The organism is Adhaeribacter pallidiroseus (assembly GCF_003340495.1).
GTDB classification, from domain to species: Bacteria; Bacteroidota; Bacteroidia; order Cytophagales; family Hymenobacteraceae; genus Adhaeribacter; species Adhaeribacter pallidiroseus.
The window spans coordinates 3689797-3712691 of sequence record NZ_QASA01000001.1; the positions used below are offsets into that span (position 1 = coordinate 3689797).

A 22895-nucleotide genomic window follows, 5' to 3' on the forward strand; every position below is an offset into this window, starting at 1 on the left:
ATTTAAAAGCTTAGGCTATAAGCTGCTATTGAATGGTAGCTGGTATAAAATTTAAAAATGTGAAGCAGCAGGGCTTTTGCTCTCCCCAATTCTCATTACTTTTTAACCTGGTAGGCCACAACTTTATTCGCGAAAAAAGTAGGTACCAGAAGTAAATTCTGTTCGGGTATGTATTCAATATCGGCGGCATTTACTTTTTCGGCTTTGGTATCGAGCAACTTGGTTACCTGGCCACCAGCGGTTACGTAGTTAATTTCGCCGTTCCAATTAGAGATAATAAAATCTTTGCCGTACGGAATAATACCGTCGCCGCCTTTTAAGCCTTCGGCTATTTGGCGTAGTTCTTTGGTCTTTGTATCTACTTCGTAAAAAATGCCGGCCGTCATATCAATCAGGTAAAATTTATTTTGATGCGCCAGCAAGCCATTGGGTTTTTGAAAAAAGTCTTTTTCCAGCCACACTTCGGCCTGGTTATTATTCAGGCGGTATACTCGTTTTTTATCCGAGTCCGACACATACACGACGCCTTGCGCATCTACGGTAATGTCGTTTAACATGCCAGCATCGTTTACCGGAATGGTACGTACCACTTTGGCCGTTTTGGTATCAATTACCACTACTTTAGTTAAATCGGCTACGTACAAAAGCCCTTTGGCTAAGCCCAAACCTTTTGGCGAATCCATGCCGCCTACTACCCACTCTACTTTCTGGATATTGCCGTTTAAAGAAACCCGACCAATAGAGCCGTTGCCATCGGCGTTACCCGCCGGATTATTAATATTGGAAACATAAAGCACCTTGTTCGCTTTATCGTACAACACCGACTCTGGCTCTTTTAGGGTTGCGCTGGTTTCCCACTTTTTATTTAAACTTACCGTTTGGCCCAGCACCGGGCTACTTAGGTGAGCGAAACCCAACAACAGGCTGCCCAAAACACACGATTTTACGAATTGCTTATTCATCATAGGATTATTAAGGTTAGTTGTTCGATATTCAACAGTTAGATAGCTAACAAGTAGTTAATTGTAAAAACTTTAATTTGAGTTTACCGAAGGACATTATTTAAAAGTAAAATCAAATTTTGGAAATATAGATAAACCTTTACCGAATTGCAATAATCTGGAGAGACTAGTTGGGCTAAAAGCAAAGTTCATCCTACCCGAGCTACTGATTAGGGTAACTGTAAATTAAGTAACGATTGGCCTGCGTTTACCGGAAGGTTAGAAAAAGCTGTTTTCCTTTGTTTCTTGCCGTACCTAACTCCTTCTTCCAGAATAAAATATCTTTTTGATTCCAAAAACCCTTTTTCCGGAAGGAAGAATTAATAACCAGGTAGATAATCCGTCCGAAATTTAAAAAAATTACTTTACGGACAATTTATAAACCGTAGTAGATTGGTAATTCTCACCGGGCCGAAGCGTAGTACTCGGAAAATTGGGATGATTCGGCGAATCGGGGAAATGCTGCGTCTCGAGGCACAGACCAAATCGCCTCGTATAAGGCACGCCTTCTACTCCCTGGACTTTCCCGTTTAAATGATTGCCGGTGTAAATTTGCACACCCGGTTCGGTGGTGTACATTTCCATGAAGCGGCCGCTTTTGGGTTCGTAAACCGTGGCTCCTAATTTTAATTTTTTAGATTGATCGGTAAATACCCAGCAATGGTCGTAGCCAAAACCGTATTTAACTTGCGTATCGGTAGTGTCGTTAATGCGGGCACCCACTACGGTAGGTTTGGTAAAATCAAAAGGCGTTCCCTTTACCGGTTTCAATTCACCCGTCGGAATTTGCGTGGGATCGGTTGGCAAAAATTTATCAGCTTTAATCAGGAGTTGTTGGTTTAAAACATCGCGTTTCATCCCGCTCAAATTAAAATACGCGTGGTTGGTTAAATTCACCACGGTTACTTTATCAGTAGTAGCCCGGTAATCAATGCGCAAGGCATTATCTTTTTGCAAGGTGTAGGTAACGTCCACGTTCAACGTACCCGGGTAACCTTCTTCGCCGTCCGGGGAAGTATAGTGCAATTTTAAAGCGGGCTCGGCCCCATTTACCGGTGTGGCATTCCACAATTTTTTATCAAAACCTACTTTGCCCCCGTGCATGTGGTTGCCGCTGCCGTTGGTGGGTAAATTATATTCTTTGCCGTTCAGCACCAGTTTACCTTTTGCAATGCGGTTGCCGTAGCGGCCAATAATCGGTCCGAAAGCCGGCGTTCCTTTTAAATAATCGGCGAAAGTAGGTACCCCTAAGGTTATATTTTCCTGTTTATTGTTTTTATCCGGAGCCGTCCAGGTAACGATGTGGCCCCCGTAATTGGTAATTTTTACTTCCATGCCGGCCGCATTGGTGAGCGTAAACAAATGCGCTTCTTTCCCGTCGGGCATGGTACCAAAGATTGCTTGGGTAATACCGGCTTTGGCTTTACCTGATGCCGGATTGTTAAAAGCATGGAACAGCGCATAATATGCCAAGAGCAACAAGCTACTGGTTTTCATAGCGAGAGATTAAGAATGAGACTGGGTAATATACTAAAATTTTGTTTAGAATCAGGAAAGTGGTTTGGAAAGATACTTTTTGACAGTTTTTTAAATTTTTACAACTGAGTAAGCGCTTAAATTAAATGAGTATCTAACTGGCAACTTAAATATATTATTTTTAATATATTTGCATAATCATTTCTATCCAAAGGCTTATGCGTACACTTTTACTAGCAACATTACTTTTTTTAACTTCTTTTCTTGTTCGGGCTCAGGTGCCGGAATTAAAACTAAACCGCACTTTTGGTACTCCCATTGATTCTCCCTGGGACATAGCTCTCGATAAGGATAATTTCCTGTATGTTTTGGAAGACAATTTTATTAACAAATTTAATCCACAAGGAGTGCTGATTAATTCATTCGCTTTTAATAGTGAAAATGGAGCAATGAATTTGGCTTTAGATAATGATGGAAACATGTATTTTTTAAATCTCACAGAATATACTATCCAAAAGTATAATCCGCAGGGAGATTTAATGTTAGAAGTCGGTTCAAGGGGCCACAAACAAGGCCAAATTTGGTTTTCAAATGGATTAGCTTTAGACGAAGCTGGCAATATATACATAGCTGAAGTCGAAAACGACCGAATACAGAAATTTGATGCTAAAGGTAAATTTGTATTTGAATTTAAACTCCCTGATTCACCCAAAAAATTTAATAAGCCAATGGCTGTTACGGTTAGCAAAAGTGGAATTATATATATTTTAACTGAAGATTACCGGATTGTTAAAATAAATAATCAAGGCCAATTACTCGAAAACTTTAATATTACTCTTTCAAACTTTGAAGTTTCTGGAGGTTTCGTAAATACTTTGGTTCTGGATGAAAATGAGAATATGTATATTACTAACTCAATAGAAGGCAAAATTCATAAGTTTACCTCCTCTGGACAGTATTTACAGAGTTATGGCAATCCATACCCCCAACCAGGTTTTTTAAATAGGGAAAGAATAAGGCTGGCTATAAATTCAGAAGGAAACTTGTATGTTTCTGATAAGATGGAAGAAGGCTCCAGTGACATTCATATTTTTAGCCCAGATGGAAGTTTAATAAAAAGATTTGGCGGATTTAAGTTTGCGAAAGCAATAACCCAAGACTATCAAAATGATTTTTATCTGGTAGCGTTAACCTCAGATCCACTTATAAGAAAATACAATCAGAATGGAGGTTTAGAATTTCAATTTGGATCTACAGACTGGAAAGAAGGGGCATTTGTGACTCCAGTTACTTCGAAAACAGACGAATTGGGTAACTTATACGTTCTCGAAAACGAAAATACATACAATTGGACTCGAATTCAAAAGTTTAATAAGGAGGGAAAATTCGTAGCCAAATACGAAAACTTTGGTGCGGATGCTCAGAATAGCAAGTTCACTGATTTTGCATTGGATATTCATGGTAATATGTATGTAACGGATTATTACCAAGGCTGCATTCGCAAACTTAATTCATCTGGCGAGTATCTTGGAAAAATAATTACCCATGGTACAGGTAAAGGAAAGATATACTTTCCCAAGGCACTTGATGTAGATCATAAGGGTAGCATTTATGTTTCCGATTATAATGGTGATCGCATTCAGAAATTTACTCCGGATGGTAGGGTAATACTCGAGATGAACGCTTCGGGTACTCCGGGAGACTCCGTTGATTTCCATCAACCTGCCTCCCTGGCGGTAGATTTATCCGGAAATATTTATGCCTGGAATGGAAAAAATAATTTCATTCGCCGGTATGATGCATCTGGACACGAAGCACCTAGTTTAGAAGGCGTTGCTGGTAAAATATCCATCAATCAAAACAGTACGCGCATACTCATTCTGAATGACTTTTTTGTTTATGAGTATTTAGTTGAAAATACAACAAAGCAAAGTTTCATTACTGGAAAAATCTACCAGGATACGAACAGAAACTGCCAGTTCGATGACAATGAAAAACCCTTGCCTTATATTGTAGTAACGGCTGAGCCGGGTACCTACTATGGGGTTTCGGATGAACAAGGTAATTATTCTATACCGGTAGGCACTGGCAATTATACCCTTAAAACTCTTTTGCCACAAGAAATTGGAAGAACTATAACTTCCACCTGCCCAGATGCTTTTAACCAAATTATTGCGGTTCCGTATTTCGACACCGTAGTTAATGGTCTAAACTTTGGTAACCAAGTAAGTTCCAACTCCATATTGAATGTGGAAGTAGCTTCTAACCGGCGCCGGCGTTGCTTCCGGAATACCACTATGGTTACTTACGCGAACACGGGTTTTGCTACGTCCCAAAATGCCAAAGTAATGGTGCAATTACCAGAGTTTGTTCATTTTATTTCGGCTAATGCCGAGTACACCCAAGATAGTAAAGGCAACTACATTTTTGCAGTGGGTGTCTTGCAACCAAACCAGCGGGGCACCATTACCATTATCGACTCTGTTTCCTGCAACGATCCTTCCATCCGGGGTTTAACAGTTTGCACCAAAGCCTGGATTACACCGGCCAATACGTATACTACACCTTCTAACTGGAACAAAGCCGAAATAAGTGTTACGGGTAAAATAACAACAGAAGAACAAGCCCGTTTTGTAATTCAAAACCAAGGACAAGGCAACATGACGGATAGCTTGGCTTTCCGGGTTTTTCAGGATGTGGATTTGGTTTTAAAAAGCAAATACCAATTGGTGGCTGGCGATAGCCTGGTGCTCCGTTTTACCCCAACTGGCCGGGTAGTGCGCGTGGAAGTAGACCAGCCGGAAGGCCACCCTCTAAAAGCTACGGCCAGCACTAACCTGGAAGTAAAAAGCAAGAATGCGGCGCGAGCGCCCGAACCACTCATGATGGCCTACCCGCCCGATGATTCCGAACCCGAAATATCCGAAGATTGCCAGCCCATTTTAGATTCTTATGACCCCAACGATAAGCAGGCAATTCCGGTTGGCCTTACGGCTAACCATTATACCCCCACCAACACGCCTTTACGCTATACCATCCGGTTTCAGAATACGGGTAACGATGTGGCTTACCGGGTAGTAGTAGTAGATACTTTAGCGGAGGATCTGGATGTAAGCACTTTGCAGGTAGGTGCTTCTTCGCACGCGTATACTTTAAGTATTTCGGGAAAAATACAGCCAATTTTAACTTTTACTTTTGATAATATCTTATTGCCCGACAGTACTCACAACCAGGCGGGCAGCAATGGCTTTATCAGTTTTAGTATAAAGCCTAAACTAAACCTGCCGGAAAAGAAAGAAATTAAAAATTATGCCGATATCTTCTTCGATTACAACGAGCCTGTGCGGACGAACACCACCGTTAACCAAATCTACGACGTACCGCGGGTAGTAAATGCCGGTAAGCAGTTAAAAGTGCAAAATATTATTACCATGCCAACCATACATAGCTTTTCACCGGCACAAAGCCGGACTGGAGAAGTGGTTATTATTCTGGGTAGTAATTTTGGGACTAACCTGACTGAAAATACTGTTACGTTTAATGGCGTTAAAGCAACTATATTGAGCACCTCACCGGAGGAACTTACTGTTAGGGTGCCAAATAATGCTCTTTCGGGTAAAATAAAAATTACTACCCCCGATGGTGTAGCCCAAAGCCAAACAGATTACTTTATTTTTCAAGCACCAACCCTCACGGGTATTTCGGTAAACGAAGGTGTAACGGGCCAGGTAATTACTTTAACCGGAAAATATTTTGCGCCGGAACTAGCCTTGGATACTGTTCTATTTAATAAAACGCCGGCCAAAGTTCTGGCAGCATCGGAAACCAGTTTACAAGTAGCAGTACCGGCTGCCGCCAGGCGCAGTAAAATTTTAATAAAAACCCGCGGCGGACAAGCTGAAAGTGCCCAGGAATTTAGAATATGGTACCCACCCGTAATTACTGGTTTTAACTCAGCCAAAGGGAAAGCCGGTACTATTTTGACTATAACAGGAAATGACTTTGCCGAAGAGACTTCGCGCAACAAGGTGCAGTTTGCCGGCATTCCGAGCCAGGTAATGCAGGCAACCGCTACGGCACTGCGCGTACAAGTACCAGCTGAGGCCATCTCGGGCGACATTCAAGTGGAAACGCCGGGCGGAGTTACCCACTCTCCTACGGCCTTTACGTTTATTCCGGCGCCAGTTATTACTTCCTTTACTCCCAGTAGTGGCAATGCGGGAACGGTCATTACCATCAAAGGCCGAAATTTTAATGCCGATAACCAGGCGGATACCGTATTGATTAATAAGGAGGCGGCCAAAATTTTAAAAATTAGCCAAACTTCTTTGGTAGTGGAGGCGCCCAAAGGGGTGCGTTCCGGAACATTAACCGTAGCGGGAGCAGGTGGTAGAGCGGGCAGCTCGGAGTTTTTAGTTTTAGATTTAAACCCCAAAGAGGCCTTAACTGTTTATCCGAATCCCACGCAGGAAACCATTATAATTAATTGGTATAAAGCTAACTTTACGGTAGAAAGCCTGGACATATACAATGCCGTAGGGAAGCGGGTTCTGACCGAAAATTTAAAAAATAGTTCGAAAGATGAACGACAACTTTCGCTTCGTGCGCTGCCGGCCGGAATATATACCATGCGGTTACAAACCTCGGAAGGTGCCGTGGTTAAACAAATAATTCGGCTGTAAACTACTTAACTTGCTCCGGAACAGTTAAAATTTTAAATTTTTGAATTAGTTACATTCCTGATAAGCTCAACTGCATCTATCATAAAAGCCTTTCCATCAATTGGAAAGGCTTTTAAGTTTTACGGTAATCGTTATCTTTTAATTACGAAGAAAGTACAGCGGATTCCACAATTTTAGTACAGCTACTGAAATGTGGGACACTGGAATGCCCAACGCTTTTATCCGGTATGTCTGCGCGGGTAGGTTTCCCTAGTCCACTACGAGCAAGTTGGTAATGGTCTTGGCGGCCGAGTGATCTTCCCAACTCCATACTAAGTTGTTGTTAGCGTCGAATTCTACCGCGTGCGGGCCCGTGCCCACGTTGCCATCGCCGAGCCAATTGGCGACGAGAAGGTTGCCATTGCCGGGAACCACGCTGTAGCCGGAGAATTTTTTTAGTCTCGCATTGGGGTGATTGGCCATGCCGCCCCAGAACTTCACAACAGAGCCGGTTGAGCTCAGTTGTAGCACCTTGTTGTCGTCTTTACCGGGTTCGTATAAGTCACCGACCGGTCCCATGGTAGCATACGTGTTGCCGTTCGCGAGCCGGTTGGCGACGTAGCCCTTACCACCATACAGTAATTGTTGCCAGATAATAGTACCGTTTGCATTTACCTCAAACACTTTATATTTCTTATCGCCGTTGGCATCACCGGTAATTAAAGTATTACCGTTTGGTAACCGGCGGGCCAGGCGGAAGGTGGTAATGTAGTTGATGGTAACTTGTTTAACTTCTTTGCCGGTGCTGTTTACTTCCGATAAAATAACTTTAGCGGGCATGCCTCCGGATGCCGCCTTTGACCAACCCAGCAAGGTATTGCCATTAGCGAGGCGCTGCGCCGTTGAAACACCCGAGTAGTTACTGATTGACCAACCTTTAGCACCTGTAGCACGATCGTATTCAGCAGCACCATTGCCGTGACTTACCAGCAGTTTATTGTTAGCGACTAACTGCAGGTCGCGCGAACCGTCGGGGATTGCCACGGTCCAGTTCTTCGAAGAGTCTTTTTGATTCAGGAAAAGAAGCTTGCTAAACCCATTATCGACCAGGTAAAGCACGTGTTTGGTTGTGCCGCTGCTATAACTAAGATTATCTAAATTTGGCCCATTAGAACCAGTAGTGGTTAATCTTACTGTATTAGCTCCCGCTATTAAATTAGCGGATGCGGAAACCAGAGACCAGTTGGCAAAACTACCCGTTGATGGAAAAGCAAGCCTAGCTGCTACGGTAACTCCGTTCACCTGCAGTTGTAAAGGGCGATTCGTAGTTCCGCCATTGGCGTATCTAAATTGCAGGGAAAAAGAACCTGCTGCTGCTGCTGGTATAGCCCATTCGACAAAATCACCGGAGGCATGTACATAATCAGCAAAACCAGTACCGGTATACCCAGGTTGATTATTAGTTACTACGGCACCACTTAAAAGCGCATTTTCGGCCTCCAACTTTCCGGATTGATTTACGGCAGCTTTCAACGCCAGATAATCGATGTTTGGCCCATTGCTACCCGTTGCGGTTAATCTAATTTTATTTGGGCCCACCACCAAATTAGCATTTACCGCAGAAATAGACCATTTGGCCCAGCCATTAGTTGGTGAAAAGCTAAGGTTTGCCGCCACAGTTGCTCCATTTACTTGTACTTTTAAAGGCCGGTTGGTGGTTCCTCCGTTGGCATACCTGAACTCCAATGCAAAAGAGCCGGTAATGGTAGAATTAATAGTCCACTCAATATAATCACCGGAGGCGTTTACGTAATCAGCAAAACCAGATCCGGTGTAGCCAGGCTGATTGGCCGAAACTACTACTCCACTCAAAACTGCCATTTCGGCTTCGTATGGGTCTGTAGTACTTAAGTTAGAGGTTTCTGAATACTTAATGTCTTTGTTTGAATTGGGCCAGTCTTTTTCACAACCCGTAAAAAACAAAGTAGCCGTAACTAAAATAAAACAAAGAAGTCGCCTGCTTCCGGAAAGTAAAGAATAGACCTTAATTAAATTGTTGTTTAGCTTTTTCATAATGCTTTAATTTTTAATTATTAAAAATTATGTAAGTGATTTGAGATAAGAGTTAGGGGATGATGCAGGATAAACAAGGCGGTGGCAACCACCCCCGTTACCTACTTACCTTAAAAAAAAGCAGTGCTGCCTGATTTTTTAAAAAATAACTTTGGCCTTCACTTTTGTAAAAATCAAAATTGCCACGTTTAGCCATAGTTGCGTCTAAGGCCTTAAAAAATTGTTTTTGATTAGTTGTAGCAGCAAATACTTTTTAACGAAAAAGGATTTCACAATAAGCTCCGTCATTTTTTCAGGAATTCCGCTGGTGTCGGGTGCTTATTCCGCGCTGATTGGTGTTGGGAAGCACCGTAATTTTGGCCTAAGTAGCAGTAAATAGAATAATTCTAGGAATGCAAAAGCAGCTTTACCAGCCATTGATTAGAAGAATAGCTGATAACAACTTAGCACAAAATAGCTTATTAATTATTTTGTGCAAGTAATATCTGGATGCAATAAATTATTAAAAAAAAGCTAAAAAATCAAGCAAATAATGCTACTATTTTGCTTTTCACTAAACTCTTGAGTTGCTGCCAAATAATTGTTTGTACTTTCACCTGACCGGACGAGTAAGGAGTTGTTCGTTGCTCGACGCATAAAATTTAAAATAATCAGCTACTTATTCCCACACGTTCATCCCTATAGTTTTGCACCAGTACTTAGGTAGGTAAAGTTGTTTGATAAACCAAAAATGATCAAGCGTAAATAGCTTACGGTACTGGCTGCAAGCGATGCAAAAGGCTGGCTGGTAATAGCAGTTTTAAATTTAGATTGCCTAGCGCTAAAATTTCTCTAAAACCGGCTTAGTTTATTCACCCCGAAGCCCTCTGCTGTAGCCGAAAAAGTTATTTACTTGATCGCTTAAAATACTTGGCCTTGTTTGCCTGCGGCGCTATAACCCTAGCTGCTTGCTACTACTTTTATTATCCAGAATTGCGTTGAAAGATTAACTTTAAACGGTTTAAAGCGGTATACCCCATTAGCAGTATCTACCAGATTATTAAAATTTTAAAAAATACGATTATGAACGAGAACGATTTAATGCAAGATAATATCACCGGTCAGAACCAGGAAGGAAGCAATGCCAATTGGCCGGTCAAGATCTTAACCGCTACTTCTATTATCGGCGATCCGGTAGATAATGCGCAAGGTGAAAACCTGGGCAAGATCAAGGACCTTATGTTGGACATTCACGCCGGCCATATTACCTACGTAGTACTGGAACAATCCGGAATTTTAGGTATTAACGAAAAATTATTTGCCATTCCATTTAAAGCTTTACAACTCGATAATGCCAACGAGAAATTTATTTTAAACGCCAGCAAAGAGCAATTTGAGCAAGCCCCCGGTTTCGACAAAGACCATTGGCCCGGCACCAACAGCCACAATTACTACCAAGGAGCCGGTTCTTATTGGGGAAATTTTATGGGTCCGAGTACCGGCAATTCCTTGACCTAGATAAGTTGTTGCTTGTTTTTAGTTGCTTGTTGTTCGAACGCTAAGAACTGACTTACCTTATAATTTACTTTATTATTTTAACAGAATACGTGTATTTGCGGTTAAAAGCATGATTTAAACCGCATGAAATAGTTTTCCAGGGGTAACCGCTGACGGGTAATGGCAGATAGACATTCTCAGATTATTGCAGATTACCAGGATTTTAGCGGGAGCTATTTTTTGCAGTTGCGGAATAACCGGAATACTGTTTTTCTGATTGTAATGATAGATGCGCCTAGCTTTAAAATCGGCGGAGTTGGAAGAAGCCAGCAGCTCTCTTTTTTTATTTTTTTTTTGTTAAACTGACATTGGTAAAACAGTGTAACTGAACAAAATTATCGCGGCATTAAAAGAAAAGCCCATTAAAATTGCTTTTTTTCTTTGCCATAGCCTGCTAAAATTACGGCTAATGCGGTTTAATGGAGTATTAGATTTTTTACTGGTACCATTAATCCATTATTATAAGTCGCAGGATCTCTATTTTTTAAATTTAGGCCTGGCTCCTCTCTTGCATCTAGAACAAACACCAAACATTCCTGAAAAAAAGCGCTGCAATTTGTTTCTAATAGTTTACACCCGTTTTCGCATGTACACAGTCTGCGATTTTTTAAAGAAAAAATTGCCGGCACCTGAACGAATAAATACCTGGTATATACCCACGCCCTGGATTAAGTGCAAACTCCGGTTGTTTTAACCAAAGTTGCTCAATATTAGTCCATAGTTCACAGACGATAGCCTGTTTGATAACTTCTGACTAAACATAAGTAAATAGTAAATGGAAAGTGGTAGATGGTAAGTGGTAATTCATACCTAGTAACTGTTAACTGATGATGTTAAAAGCAATGAGCATGGTAGTAATAAAAAGGCAGCAAAGACCACCCAGAAATACATAATCAGCTATTCTTTCGTACCGGTAATTGCGCAACGATTTGTGCCGCATGGATAAAAACGACAATATGCTGCTCACCATAAAAAACAAGATGGCCACGGAGGTAAACTCATCAATAATAGAAACTGTTTTTAGTTTCAGCACTTTTATAGAGGTAAGCACAATAAAACAAAGCCCCAGCAAATTAGCCGACGTGTTTAGAATGTGCGGCGAGTTATTTTCGTTTTGATTATCCATCGAGACTAATTTAAGAAGCTTTATTTATTTGCATTTGTATTTGTTGCAGTAGTTCTAATTGCTTTACCTGATGCTGGTATAGTTGCTTCATCTGTTCTTCCAGGAGCAAATCTATTTTCTGGTGTAAACTGCGGATCTCTACTTCGGCTTTCAGGTTGATAAGGTAATCGTTTTCGCTGCGCATCCGGTCTTTTTCTTCCTTGCGATTTTGGCTCATCATAATAATGGGCGCTTGCAGAGCCGCTACACAAGATAAAATTAAATTCATTAAAATAAACGGATACGGGTCAAAAGCTTCGGAGCCGGGCAACGAGCTGTTAAGAATAATCCAGGCCAGTAAAAAGCAGCAGAAGTAAATAATAAACTTCCAGCTTCCACCAAACCGGGCTACTTTGTCCGAGATGCTTTGCCCGCGGGTCAAAATTTCTTTTGGCGGATTCGCCAGATTATCGGTAATGAGTTCCGCTTCTTTAACCGTGTTGTTTACTAAGTATCGGGACAAAAATAAACGTAAGGATATTTCAAGGTAATGTTTTAATTATCAATAGTTTATAGGTCGAACAACGAACAACGAACAACTAATAACGACCAACTACTTATCTGGTGAAGCTTTGTAATAATATTATTTTCTTCGGCGGGCAAATCGTATAAAGCCATGTTTTTTTATTTTTTTAAACAAATAAGCCAATTTTTATGGCTTTTGCCGGATGAGGAGGCTCGCCTGGTAAAAGTTTTTTAAATTTTTGAAGGGGAGATGTCCGTAGGATAATGTTTTTAATCATCTGTGCGCTTATAATCATTTCCGCTTATTGAAGGGGGGCCATAAATGCACAAACTATAAATGCCCCCGGAAATAAAAGCACAGCGCATTATTTCCGGGGGCATTGTTGTATGATAGTTATTGCTTGTTTTACACTAATTTGGGCTCCCAACCGGGCTCGTATTCACGCCGCCACAAGGCCATAGCTTCTTTATCGTTCAAAATATGGCCGTTCTTTTGGTCGCAGTTTAAAACCCGGCCGGTACGTTGCGCAATGTTTCCTAATTGGCACAGCAATACGCTTTTGTGACCAATTTCAATATCCCCGTTCGGGCGTTTACCCGTTCGGACGCAATCCAGAAAATTGTTGATGTGGAAGGCATCTAGTTTATCGCCGGGGCCGGCCGGATCAATGGTATTAGTCTTGGCTTCGTCTTGCACTTTTTTTACCACTTTATTATTCATATCATAAATGGTATAATCATTATCGCCCGTCGTGACAATGGTGCCTTTATCGCCGTAAAAAATAGCGCCCCGGGCGCTGCCTTCGATGGGGTAATTGTTGCAGCTGCGGCCTTCCCAGGTGATAGCAATATTACCCGGAAAGTCCATACTGATAATTTGGGTATCTGGCGTTTCCCAATCGTCTTGGTAAGCGTAACGCCCGCCTACCGAAGTTACCCGGGTCGGATACTCTACGCCCAGGCCCCAGCGCATCACATCTATTTCGTGGGTACCATTATTCAGGGCTTCGCCGGTGCCCCAGTTCCAGAACCAATGCCAATTGTAATGAATCAAATTATCCTGGTAAGGCTTGCGGGGCGCCGGGCCTTGCCACAATTCATAATCCAAATTAGCCGGCACGGGTATTTGCTTGCCCTTGCCAATGGGTTTACGATTGTTGGTGTACCAGCCTTTCGCTAAATAAGCTTTGCCAATAGCCCCGGATTTTAGCTCCTCCATGCATTCCATAATGCGGGGCCACGACCGGCGCTGGTTACCCATTTGCACAATGCGGTTATATTTGCGGGCGGCTTCTACCAGTAACTCGCCTTCGTAGGGGTTATGGCTGCAAGGTTTCTCGACGTACACGTGTTTACCGGCCTGGCAGGCCAAAATTGCAGCGGGCGCATGCCAATGGTCCGGGGTGGCAATGTAGACGGCATCCAGGTTTTTATCATTTAAAATAGTCCGGAAATCTTTTACACCTTTTGGTTTCTTTTTGCTGATCTCCCCTACCCCCGAAATGGTTTTGGCCATGGCTGTAGCATCTACGTCGCACACGTACATCACTTCGCAACCTGCTTGGCGGGCAAAGTTTTTGGTCATGCCGTTGCCGCGGCCGTTTACGCCCACAAACCCCATGCGTACCCGGTCGTTAGCGCCCATAATACTGGCGTAACTTTTAGCGCTCATGCCAAAGGCTAAACCAACCGAACCCAGACCGGCTTTTTTAATAAATTCCCGGCGGGAGTTATTGTTACTGTTTATCATTTTACCGCTTATTTAAAGTATTTAGATATTGGTGCTTCGCCACATTAAAAGTTGTGCAATAAACATGAAAACAAACTACAGTTACGTAATCATGTATTACTAGCAATTTTTATAATAAAGTAAGAAGTACATTAAATCGGGACACGAGAATTTAAAAAATTAAAAATCAACCTGATTTATCGGCTTTATGTACTCGCAAAAATAACCGAACCAACTGAACAAAAAGGATTACCCAGGTGCAGTTTACAAATTTTCCGCTGCAATTGCATGCATTTATCCAGAGAAGTTTTTAGCTGGTTTTAAAGTTAAATTTAAAAAAAAGATAATTTTTGACTATGCTACCTGTACTACTACTTTGCCCACCGTTTTGCCGCGCTGAAATACGTGAATTGCTTGGTGCATAGCCTTAAAAGGGTACACGTGGCCAATGTGCTGAGGAGCTAATGCAAGCGCCTGGAGCTTATAAAGTAATTGGTGCATGAGGTCGGTTTGCTCATACAGGTAAATCAAATTAAAACCCATGATAGATTTATTGAGCGTAGGTAACCGGAGCGGATCTATTTTGGGGCGCCGTAGAAACTTCCAAAAGAGCCCAGGATAATGAGGTTTAGCACTATGGCTGGCAAAACTTGCGTTGCCGTAAATCACCATACGCCCCATGGGAGCCAAAGCATTCCAGCCTTGTTGCAAAATTTTGCCACCAATGCATTCCATGATCAATAACAATGGCCGTTCGCCTAAGGTATTTTTTAAATTTTGGGCAAAATGCTTATCCCGCAGAATAATAGCATCGTAAGCTTCTTGTTTTTTTAAAAAATCTACTTTATCCGCTTGCCCCACGGTGCCAATAGTTTGCGCACCTACTATTTTACAAATCCGGTTTGCCAGAATGCCTACGCCACCGGCCGCACTGTGGATAAGCACCGTAATGCCCGGTTGTAAATTACCTAGTTCCAGAAGCGCGTAATAAGCAGTAAGCCCTTGTACCAGAAAACCGGCTCCTTCCGCAAAGCTCCAATCTTCGGGCAGTGGCACCACGTACCGGTAATGACTGTTAAGGTGGGAAGCGTATCCACCAAACTTGGTAACTCCCATTACTTTATCACCCACCTGCCAATTTTTCACTTCGGCTCCCACCGCTATAATTTCGCCGGAATACTCCAAGCCGGGCACGAACGAACCCTTAGGCGTAGCGCTGTACAACCCTTGCATCGCAAAAATATCGGCAAAGTTTAACCCAATGGCTTTTACCATAACGCAGACTTCGTCGGGTTTTGGCGGAGCGAGGATTTCGGTTTGTAATTTTAAGTAATCAATGGAGCCCGCTTTGGGCATGCGGTATACCTGGCGTTGCATCATGGGCAATAAATTAAATTTTTTAAATTTTAAATGTATACTCTAAATGCTGGTGCCGGATGGTATTCAGTTCTAAAATTTTGCAGTAGCTGCATATTTCCGGTAAAAATTATTCAACGGAACTAGTTTCTATTTATCTAAATTAACACGGTATAAAATTCTAAAATAAATAATGGCGGGGCTGTTTTTGTGTTTCGGTATATTTTCCCGCGCAAAGCCTTCCGATAAAAGTGCCGCCGCTAACCCGAGTTAAGAGTAATCCGAAGCAATTTTGGTAGATTTTGTGAAAAGAAATAAAATACTGGTTTACCGCTACGAATAGCTAAACCGGAAGAATGGGGTGACAAAGCAAAACAATTTAATTACCGCTATAAAAACTTTCAGCGGATAGTCCGGCCGAAAAGGCTAAAGCGATAACCAAGTGCAGGCTTATAATTTCCCAATGTGTTTAGGAAAACCAGATCTTTTTTTTAAAGCCTGAGAATTGTGATCCGGCGCCAGCTTCTAATCTATTTCAGAATTGGTATTTTGTTCCTAAGGTGGGATATAATTGCACGGAATTACTGCTGCTTATTAAATGATAATAAATATTAAACTTGGAGCCCGCAGAAAATTTGTTTTTTACTCGGAACCAAATTTGCGGATCGCCGAAAAAAGCGAATTTTTTACCGGTAAGATGCCGGGTGTAATCGTTTCCCTGATTCTGGTTTTCCGTCCAGGCCACAAAACTGCCGGCCAGGAAAATGCTATAGTTTCGGAATCCTTTGCCGAAGTAAAAGGTGAATTGCGGGTCGTAACTAGGTTTATCAAAAGCATTGTACCGGGCGGCTACATTGGTGGCAAACCAAGCCCCCTTCCACTGGAACGGGTACGAAACGCCCACTGCCCACGCATTTGGCAGGTAAAACCCGTAAGCATCCGGCGTTAAACCTAAACCACCGCTGTAGTTCAGATATAAGTATACCTTTGGTTTCCAGAATCGCAACGATTGGGAAATCTGCGTAAATGCTTGGGCTACGTTGTTCTTCTTGCCTTTAAAATCGGCCTGAAACTTTAACAGAAAAGAGCCGGTACCTACCGTATCTATATCCTTAAAATACTCAAAACTCAACGTCGGGAAATTAACGGCATTTAACTTAGGATCGACGGTATGCCGGAAGTCGTAATGTAATTGAAGATTTTGGGAGGTTACCGGAATATAAAACAAGAAGAACAGCGCAACAAACAGGTATTTCATAAAAGTTAAGGTTTAATGATAACTTTAACAAAAAACTGCTTTTGTTAGGCAGAACCGTGGAATTACGGTGGAACTTTCCAGAATTTTGCCGGAATTCCGAAAGAAATTCGTAAATAGAATAGATAAATAATAAAAATGAGAGATTTAAATGAAGCAATTTTTCTTCGTTTGTTTCAAGAGGCCTACGAAAAGTGCTTTCATTACTCCTTAACCATTCCCCTTTCCGAAACGGATAGCAAGTTTTTTTCAAACGAGATTCTGGACCATACCGGATTGGTAATCGGCGCGAAAAGTTTAAAAATTACTCCGTATTTGTTCTTCATGCTAAAGAGGAGGCCAAAAAGAGAATCCATCTGTAGCGACCTTAGATACCCTTGCCCGGTATGTTCTTCAGGCCCCTTATACCGACGAAGCACAAAGGCAGGCCCAAGATGGCCCTTATCAATATTGGTTTCAATACAAAAGCAAGTATCCGGCTAACGCACTAAAAAATGAGAATTTTCCCAATGAGCGTTTACCTATAAACCAGAAGAAAATCCGTATTATTTTTAGTATTACTGTAATAATAACTCTTGGATTAGTAGGGCTTAACTTTTTATTACCCCGGAACGAAAATAAAATATTTACCGACCATTTTAATTCGGTGCAGGAAGATTCTTTAAAAAGCAGGGGCTGGCTCGTTAAAACCATTGATGCGGCCTGGTGGAAGCAACGCAACGTAAAACCTGGGTATCTTTCCTTATATACCCTTACCGGTGACAACTGGGGAAATACCCAATACCCGGCCGGAATAAAAAACTTAGTAATAAGAGAAATAGCAGCGGAGTGTTTTACCTCGGAGGTACATTTGGCAAATTTCTTCCCGCAACAAAACTGGCAGCAAGCGGGAATTATACTTTCTGAAGACGCTTCGTTTACCGGTAAAATGCTCAGGCTTTCCATTTCTTACAATGATTATTTCGGGGGATACCAAAATTTTCCCGAAATAATTATTCAAGCCATTAGCTCATCCGAAAGTGGAAGTAAAACTAAACCGGAAGAAATTGCGCATTTACCGCTTTTTACGATCCAACCAAATCAGGAACCCCTGGTCAGAAAAAATCTTTTGAAATCGGCCCTTAAAATTGAAAAAAAAGGAAATCACTATCGCTTTTTATATACAACAGGAGAAATGGAGAATTTTGCGTTTAAAGAAGCCGTCAGCAAAGATTTAGACATACAACCTAAGTACATTGGTTTGTTTGCGATGCAAGGTTTAGCTAAAAATAGCGTTATTCCGGCCGCTTTTGATGCATTTAACTTTATAAGTATTTCTTGCGACAATTAACGCGGAAATTAACAGGAGAACCAACTTTATCGAGTTATCCGGAACATAACACTCGTTCGGCTAATAAAATTAAAGCTTCACCAGTGGAAAACTAACTGGCCAGAATGCTCCCAGCGACAAGCTGGGAGCAGAAAAGCATTAAAATGCAGGAAGGATTCTAGCACCTTTAGGCTAAAAATTTAAAATTAATTTTTCAGGAGAACATAAGGGCTAAACCTCCTCCCAAAAAGACTTTTATAATATTAAGTAATAAAACGGAGAACATGGGCAACCCGATAATTAGTGGGAATACCAATCCTTACATTTATCCGCGCAAATGCTTTTGGCTTATTTACTATCCCGATCCACCATTTTCTCGCTGGCTTCGTCGTAGCGGTTGCCGGTGTTGGGGTATTTAGCTAACAATTCTTCTATTTGTTGCAGGTTCTGGTCGGTTAATTTTACGTCTACGCTGCCGGCGTTATCGGTTAGTTTGTCCCGTTTTTTGGTACCGGGTATCGGGATAATGTTTTCGCCTTGGGCCAGCACCCAAGAGATAGCCAATTGCGCCGGGGAGCAACTCATTTGGGTAGCTAAATCGGCAAAAGCAGCAGCCAGTTTTTGATTATTGTCCTGGTATTCCTGTTGGTAGCGCGGCAGTTTTTTCCGGAAATCAGTATCCGGCAGCTCGCTTAAATTTAAGGTGTTGGTCATTAAACCGCGGGCCAAAGGGCTAAACGGCACAAAGGTAATTCCTAACTCTTGGCAAGCCGGTAACACATTATTTTCTACATCGCGGGTTAACAGCGAATATTCACTTTGCACGGCACTGATCGGGTGCACCGCGTGCGCCTTTTTAATTGAACTTACCGAAGCTTCGGATAAACCTAAATAACGCACCTTGCCTGCTTTTACCAGTTCGGCCATGCCACCCACCATTTCTTCTACCGGTACGTTGGGGTCGATGCGGTGGGCATAGTACAAATCAATGGTATCGATTTTTAATCTTTTTAAGCTGGCTTCTACAGCTTGGCGCATGTAAGCCGGGGAACCGTTAAAAACCATGTTGCCGCCGGCATCCTGGGTAAAGCCAAACTTGGTAGAGATAAAAATCTTGTCCCGGTTGGGTACCAGTACTTTCGAAATTAATTCCTCGTTTTTACCGCTGCCGTACACATCGGCGGTATCCCAAAAGTTAATTCCCAGATCCAAAGCGTGGTGCAAGGTAGCAATCGATTCTTCATCGTCGGGTACCCCGTAGGCGTGACTCATGCTCATGCAGCCCAGCCCAATGGCCGACAACTGCTCGTTGTTTCCTAATTTTCGGTATTGCATACGTGTTTTTTTAAAATTTTTAAAATTTTTGTAGCCCCCTTATCGGGTATATCTACTTTCAAGCTTGTACGAATCCAATAACATATAGATGGTTTTATAGAATTTAACTTATTGGCTCTTCTAAAAATAAGAGCGATTTAATAGCAGGCAAAAGTATTTTTATTGCCGGCTAAAGTGTATACTTTGGGTGCAAATATAGTTTTTGCCCAAACCGTTTGCCTCTTTATGCACCGAAGAAGTTTTATCAAAACCACTGCTGTAGTGGGCGGCGCTTATGCCCTGGCCAGTACCGCTACTTTAGCCAAAATAATAGAGCCGAAAGAATTGCCCTGGTTCAATCGTTCGATGCGTTGGGCGCAGCTGGCCTTCGTGGAAACCGACCCGGAGAAATACGACCCGGATTTTTGGCTGGACTATTTTAAACGTTTGCACCTGGATGGGGTTTTGTTAAGCGCGGGCGGAAGTGTGGCCTTTTACCCGACCCAAATACCGCTGCATTACCGGAGTGCCTGGCTGAAAGATAAAGACATGCTCGGTTACATGGTAGATGGCTGCCGAAAAATGAACATGTCGATTATCTTACGCACCGATCCGCACGCGGCCCGTCAAAAAATGTATGAGGCGCACCCCGATTGGATTCATACGAATGCGAACGGCGAGAAACGGCAGCACTGGGCAAACCCGGAACTGTGGGTAACCTGTGCTCTGGGACCTTACAATTTTGAATTTATGAAGCAGGTGAACCAGGAAATAATGACCCGCTACCAACCGGACGCTATTTTCTCGAACCGCTGGTCGGGCCACGGTATTTGCTACTGCGAACATTGCAAACCCAGCTTTAAGGCTTACTCCGGCTACGAGCTACCCCCGACCATTGCGGTAAACAACAGTACCGCCATGGCTCCCGGCGACAAGAACGATCCGGCTTACCGCCAATACGTAACCTGGCGCACCGAACGGCTGCGGGAACTGTGGTTTTTATGGGACAGCGAAATCCGGAAACAAAAATTTACTTCCCGTTTTATTCCCAACGGTTTTCCGGATAAGCTCGCCACTGGCAAACAATCCGACTTCTTTTTCGCCGACCAGCAACAGCGCACCGGCACCATTCCGCCGTGGTCGAATGGCAAACACGCCAAAGAGCTCCGGGCCACTATGGGCATGAAACACCAGGTCGGTATTTTTGGGGTGGGCATCGAAGAACAATACCGCTGGAAAGCTTCGGTGCAGGATAATGCCGAAATTAAAATCTGGGTGTCGGAAGGTACCGCCAACGGTTTACTGCCTTGTTTTGTAAAATTTGGCGGCGAAGTACAAGATAAACGCTGGCTTACCACTGTGGAGCAATTGTACCAAAGCTATTACAAAAACGAAAAATACCTGCGCAACACCGCGCCCCTGGCGCGCGTGGGAGTGGTCTATTCCGAACAAACTGCTAAAAACTACGGCGAAAAAGCCTGGCAGAAGAACTACGCCGATCATGGCAACGGCATTTACCACGCGCTAATAGAAGACCGGCTGCCTTTTGAAATGGTGAATGACCAATTATTAGATGCCGTCACCCTGAAGCCCTTTAAATTGCTCATCCTGCCTAACATTGCGTTTCTTTCTAAAAAACAATGCGAGCAGTTGCGGCAATTCGTAAACAATGGCGGCAGCCTGGTAGCCACTTATGAAACCTCGCTCTACGACGAAGCAGGCCAGCAACTACCGGATTTTGGTTTAGCCGATATATTTGGGGTAAGCTACAACCAAGCCGTAGAAGGCCCCATGAAAAATAGCTACCTACGCTTAAAAAGCGAGGCTGCTTCCGGTAAATATCATCCGGTATTAAAAGATTTAGAAGATGCCTACCAGATTATAAATACCACTCATCAAGTAAAAGTGCAACCCAAAACTACTTTCCCGAGTCCGGTTACCTTAGTACCTACTTACCCCGATTTACCCATGGAAGATTTGTACTCGCGCCAGCCGGAAACTACTACCCGGGAACTGTACCTGCGCGAAGGAGGCAAAGGCCGCGTGGCCTATTTCCCCGGCGACCTCGACCGTACTTTCTGGCAATACATGAGTTCGGACCATGGTAAACTGCTGCGCAATACTTTCCGATGGGCTTTAAACGAAGACCCGATGGTGGAGGTAACAGGACCTGGGATTATGGATGTAACTACCTGGCAGCAAAAAAGCTCTTTAACGGTACATTTAGTAAACCTCACGAACCCTATGATGTTAAAAGCACCGTTCCGGGAACTCATTCCGGTAGATGTTCAGGTAAAAATCCGGGTGCCGCAAAACAAAAAAGTAACCCAGGTGCAATTGCTCTTAAGTGAACAGAAACCGGTTTATGAATTTAAAAATAATATGATAAGCTTACAAGTAAACCAATTAACCGCTCACGAAATAATAGCTTTAGATTTAACCTAATACTATTGATTTACAATAAATTAAAAAATTAAAGTACAATTTTCAATAATCCTGCTCTCGGCAATAAGGCACCTGGGTAAAAGGAGTTCTAGCCCAAATAAAGGAAACAATACTAAGGCTGGTTTATTCGGACACTCGCGCAAAAGAGCCCACTTATATAAAATTTTTAATTTTTTTTTGTACCAGCAAAAGTATTTTATTTTATATTGCAGCGCCATATAAGCTTTAAAGGCAATAAAATTTTAACAAAATTTTTACCATTGATGCTTTTTAATGAAACAGATTTTATTTATCAGGACCGTAGTTTCTGCTCTCAAATAGAAACATTCGTGTTAGTGTTCTTTTAATTGAAAACAGAAAATGGCCTGATTCCCTAATGATAGTTAGTCTATTTTGTAATGTTATTATTTGGTGCTTCCCGATCTATCTGTCTTGATGTAAGTCAGATTGCTATTCCTGGCGACTCTCCGTATTACTCTGGTTTTTTAAAATTCAGCCCTTCTAAGCACTATCTACTTTAGTCTTAAAAGTAATAAATAGAACAGGTTTTAAAATAAAATTGCAATCGCGTATCATTTAGAAATTTTCTCAATTATGTTATTTTTCTGTCCTTCTTAGATAAAGCTAATAATCAGCGGTAATTTCTTTTGCTCTCGGCGTTCATCTTACTAACCCCAATTTTAAATTTTTAACATTTAGGGTTGCATTTTAAAACGTCAGGGTATGTAATAAAGGAATCCTGCTCAATTAAACTTTGGATGAGCGCTGCCCTTTAAATTAAAAAGATTTATTACTTAGTAACGTAACTCTTGACCCGGGCTCGGGCAGGCCTGCTTTTTCCGGAGAATTGGTATTACAGATTATGTTTTCTAATTAAATTGTTTTGTTATGAGTCAAAAATTTTCTTCCTATCTCCGCAACAAACTACTTCTATCCTAAAATGTCAAATGCATGTAAGTTACCTTCATGCATACGGAACTTTCAGGACAGAAGCCAAGCTCCCCTGTTCTTGGTATTTGAAGCAAATAGCTTCTCTTGTTTGCTTTCAAATTTAATATGTCAGGCTTATGTACCAGATTATCTTACTGTTTGAGCAAAGAGATTTTAGCG

At 42.2% G+C, this 22895-nt stretch carries 14 protein-coding genes; 4 read left to right on the plus strand and 10 right to left on the minus strand.

Annotated features, from left to right (window positions below):
* Positions 1-95 precede the first annotated feature (95 nt).
* Positions 96-965 carry an SMP-30/gluconolactonase/LRE family protein gene (locus AHMF7616_RS14720; protein ID WP_147275690.1) on the minus strand — a complete coding sequence of 290 codons (870 nt, stop codon included), beginning with the start codon at positions 963-965 and terminating at the stop codon, positions 96-98.
* A gap of 396 nt (positions 966-1361) precedes the next feature.
* Positions 1362-2498, minus strand: a complete 1137-nt coding sequence (locus AHMF7616_RS14725) for an aldose epimerase family protein (RefSeq protein ID WP_115373580.1) — start codon at positions 2496-2498, stop codon at positions 1362-1364.
* 197 nt (positions 2499-2695) lie between these two features.
* On the opposite strand from AHMF7616_RS14725, the gene AHMF7616_RS14730 reads away from it, so the two are divergent.
* Complete coding sequence (locus AHMF7616_RS14730) at positions 2696-7159, plus strand: DUF7619 domain-containing protein (protein WP_115373581.1); 4464 nt, start codon at positions 2696-2698, stop codon at positions 7157-7159.
* 249 nt (positions 7160-7408) lie between these two features.
* Here AHMF7616_RS14730 and AHMF7616_RS14735 read toward each other — a convergent pair whose 3' ends face one another.
* Positions 7409-9211, minus strand: a complete 1803-nt coding sequence (locus AHMF7616_RS14735) for a carbohydrate-binding protein (RefSeq protein WP_115373582.1) — start codon at positions 9209-9211, stop codon at positions 7409-7411.
* 1062 nt (positions 9212-10273) lie between these two features.
* Here AHMF7616_RS14735 and AHMF7616_RS14740 point away from each other — a divergent pair.
* Positions 10274-10708 carry a PRC-barrel domain-containing protein gene (locus tag AHMF7616_RS14740; protein ID WP_115373583.1) on the plus strand — a complete coding sequence of 145 codons (435 nt, stop codon included), beginning with the start codon at positions 10274-10276 and terminating at the stop codon, positions 10706-10708.
* A gap of 336 nt (positions 10709-11044) precedes the next feature.
* Here the strand turns inward: AHMF7616_RS14740 and AHMF7616_RS27955 are convergent, their stop codons facing one another.
* The 6 genes from AHMF7616_RS27955 to AHMF7616_RS14780 form a co-directional block, all read right to left on the minus strand.
* Positions 11045-11200: an AcvB/VirJ family lysyl-phosphatidylglycerol hydrolase gene (locus AHMF7616_RS27955; RefSeq protein WP_115375627.1), complete on the minus strand. Its 156-nt coding sequence runs from the start codon at positions 11198-11200 to the stop codon at positions 11045-11047.
* A 367-nt stretch (positions 11201-11567) separates the two neighbouring features.
* Positions 11568-11873 carry a hypothetical protein gene (locus tag AHMF7616_RS14760; RefSeq protein ID WP_115373586.1) on the minus strand — a complete coding sequence of 102 codons (306 nt, stop codon included), beginning with the start codon at positions 11871-11873 and terminating at the stop codon, positions 11568-11570.
* Positions 11874-11883: 10 nt separating this feature from the next.
* A complete protein-coding gene (locus tag AHMF7616_RS14765) occupies positions 11884-12375 on the minus strand; it encodes a DUF1003 domain-containing protein (protein ID WP_233507574.1) in 492 nt (163 codons plus the stop codon).
* Positions 12376-12783: 408 nt separating this feature from the next.
* The gene (locus tag AHMF7616_RS14770) at positions 12784-14127 is read right to left on the minus strand and encodes a Gfo/Idh/MocA family protein (RefSeq protein WP_115373588.1); all 1344 of its coding nucleotides are present in this window, start codon (positions 14125-14127) and stop codon (positions 12784-12786) included.
* Positions 14128-14460: 333 nt separating this feature from the next.
* Positions 14461-15486 carry an alcohol dehydrogenase catalytic domain-containing protein gene (locus tag AHMF7616_RS14775; RefSeq protein WP_115373589.1) on the minus strand — a complete coding sequence of 342 codons (1026 nt, stop codon included), beginning with the start codon at positions 15484-15486 and terminating at the stop codon, positions 14461-14463.
* 511 nt (positions 15487-15997) lie between these two features.
* Positions 15998-16720 (minus strand): DUF5020 family protein, encoded by a 723-nt coding sequence (locus tag AHMF7616_RS14780; RefSeq protein WP_115373590.1) that lies wholly within the window; start codon positions 16718-16720, stop codon positions 15998-16000.
* 643 nt (positions 16721-17363) lie between these two features.
* On the opposite strand from AHMF7616_RS14780, the gene AHMF7616_RS14785 reads away from it, so the two are divergent.
* Positions 17364-18047: a hypothetical protein gene (locus AHMF7616_RS14785; protein ID WP_115373591.1), complete on the plus strand. Its 684-nt coding sequence runs from the start codon at positions 17364-17366 to the stop codon at positions 18045-18047.
* 327 nt (positions 18048-18374) lie between these two features.
* Here the strand turns inward: AHMF7616_RS14785 and AHMF7616_RS14790 are convergent, their stop codons facing one another.
* Positions 18375-19361 carry an aldo/keto reductase gene (locus tag AHMF7616_RS14790; RefSeq protein ID WP_115373592.1) on the minus strand — a complete coding sequence of 329 codons (987 nt, stop codon included), beginning with the start codon at positions 19359-19361 and terminating at the stop codon, positions 18375-18377.
* A gap of 225 nt (positions 19362-19586) precedes the next feature.
* Between AHMF7616_RS14790 and AHMF7616_RS14795 the strand changes: the two genes are divergently transcribed.
* Positions 19587-21785, plus strand: a complete 2199-nt coding sequence (locus tag AHMF7616_RS14795; RefSeq protein ID WP_115375628.1) for a beta-galactosidase trimerization domain-containing protein — start codon at positions 19587-19589, stop codon at positions 21783-21785.
* Positions 21786-22895 lie beyond the last annotated feature (1110 nt).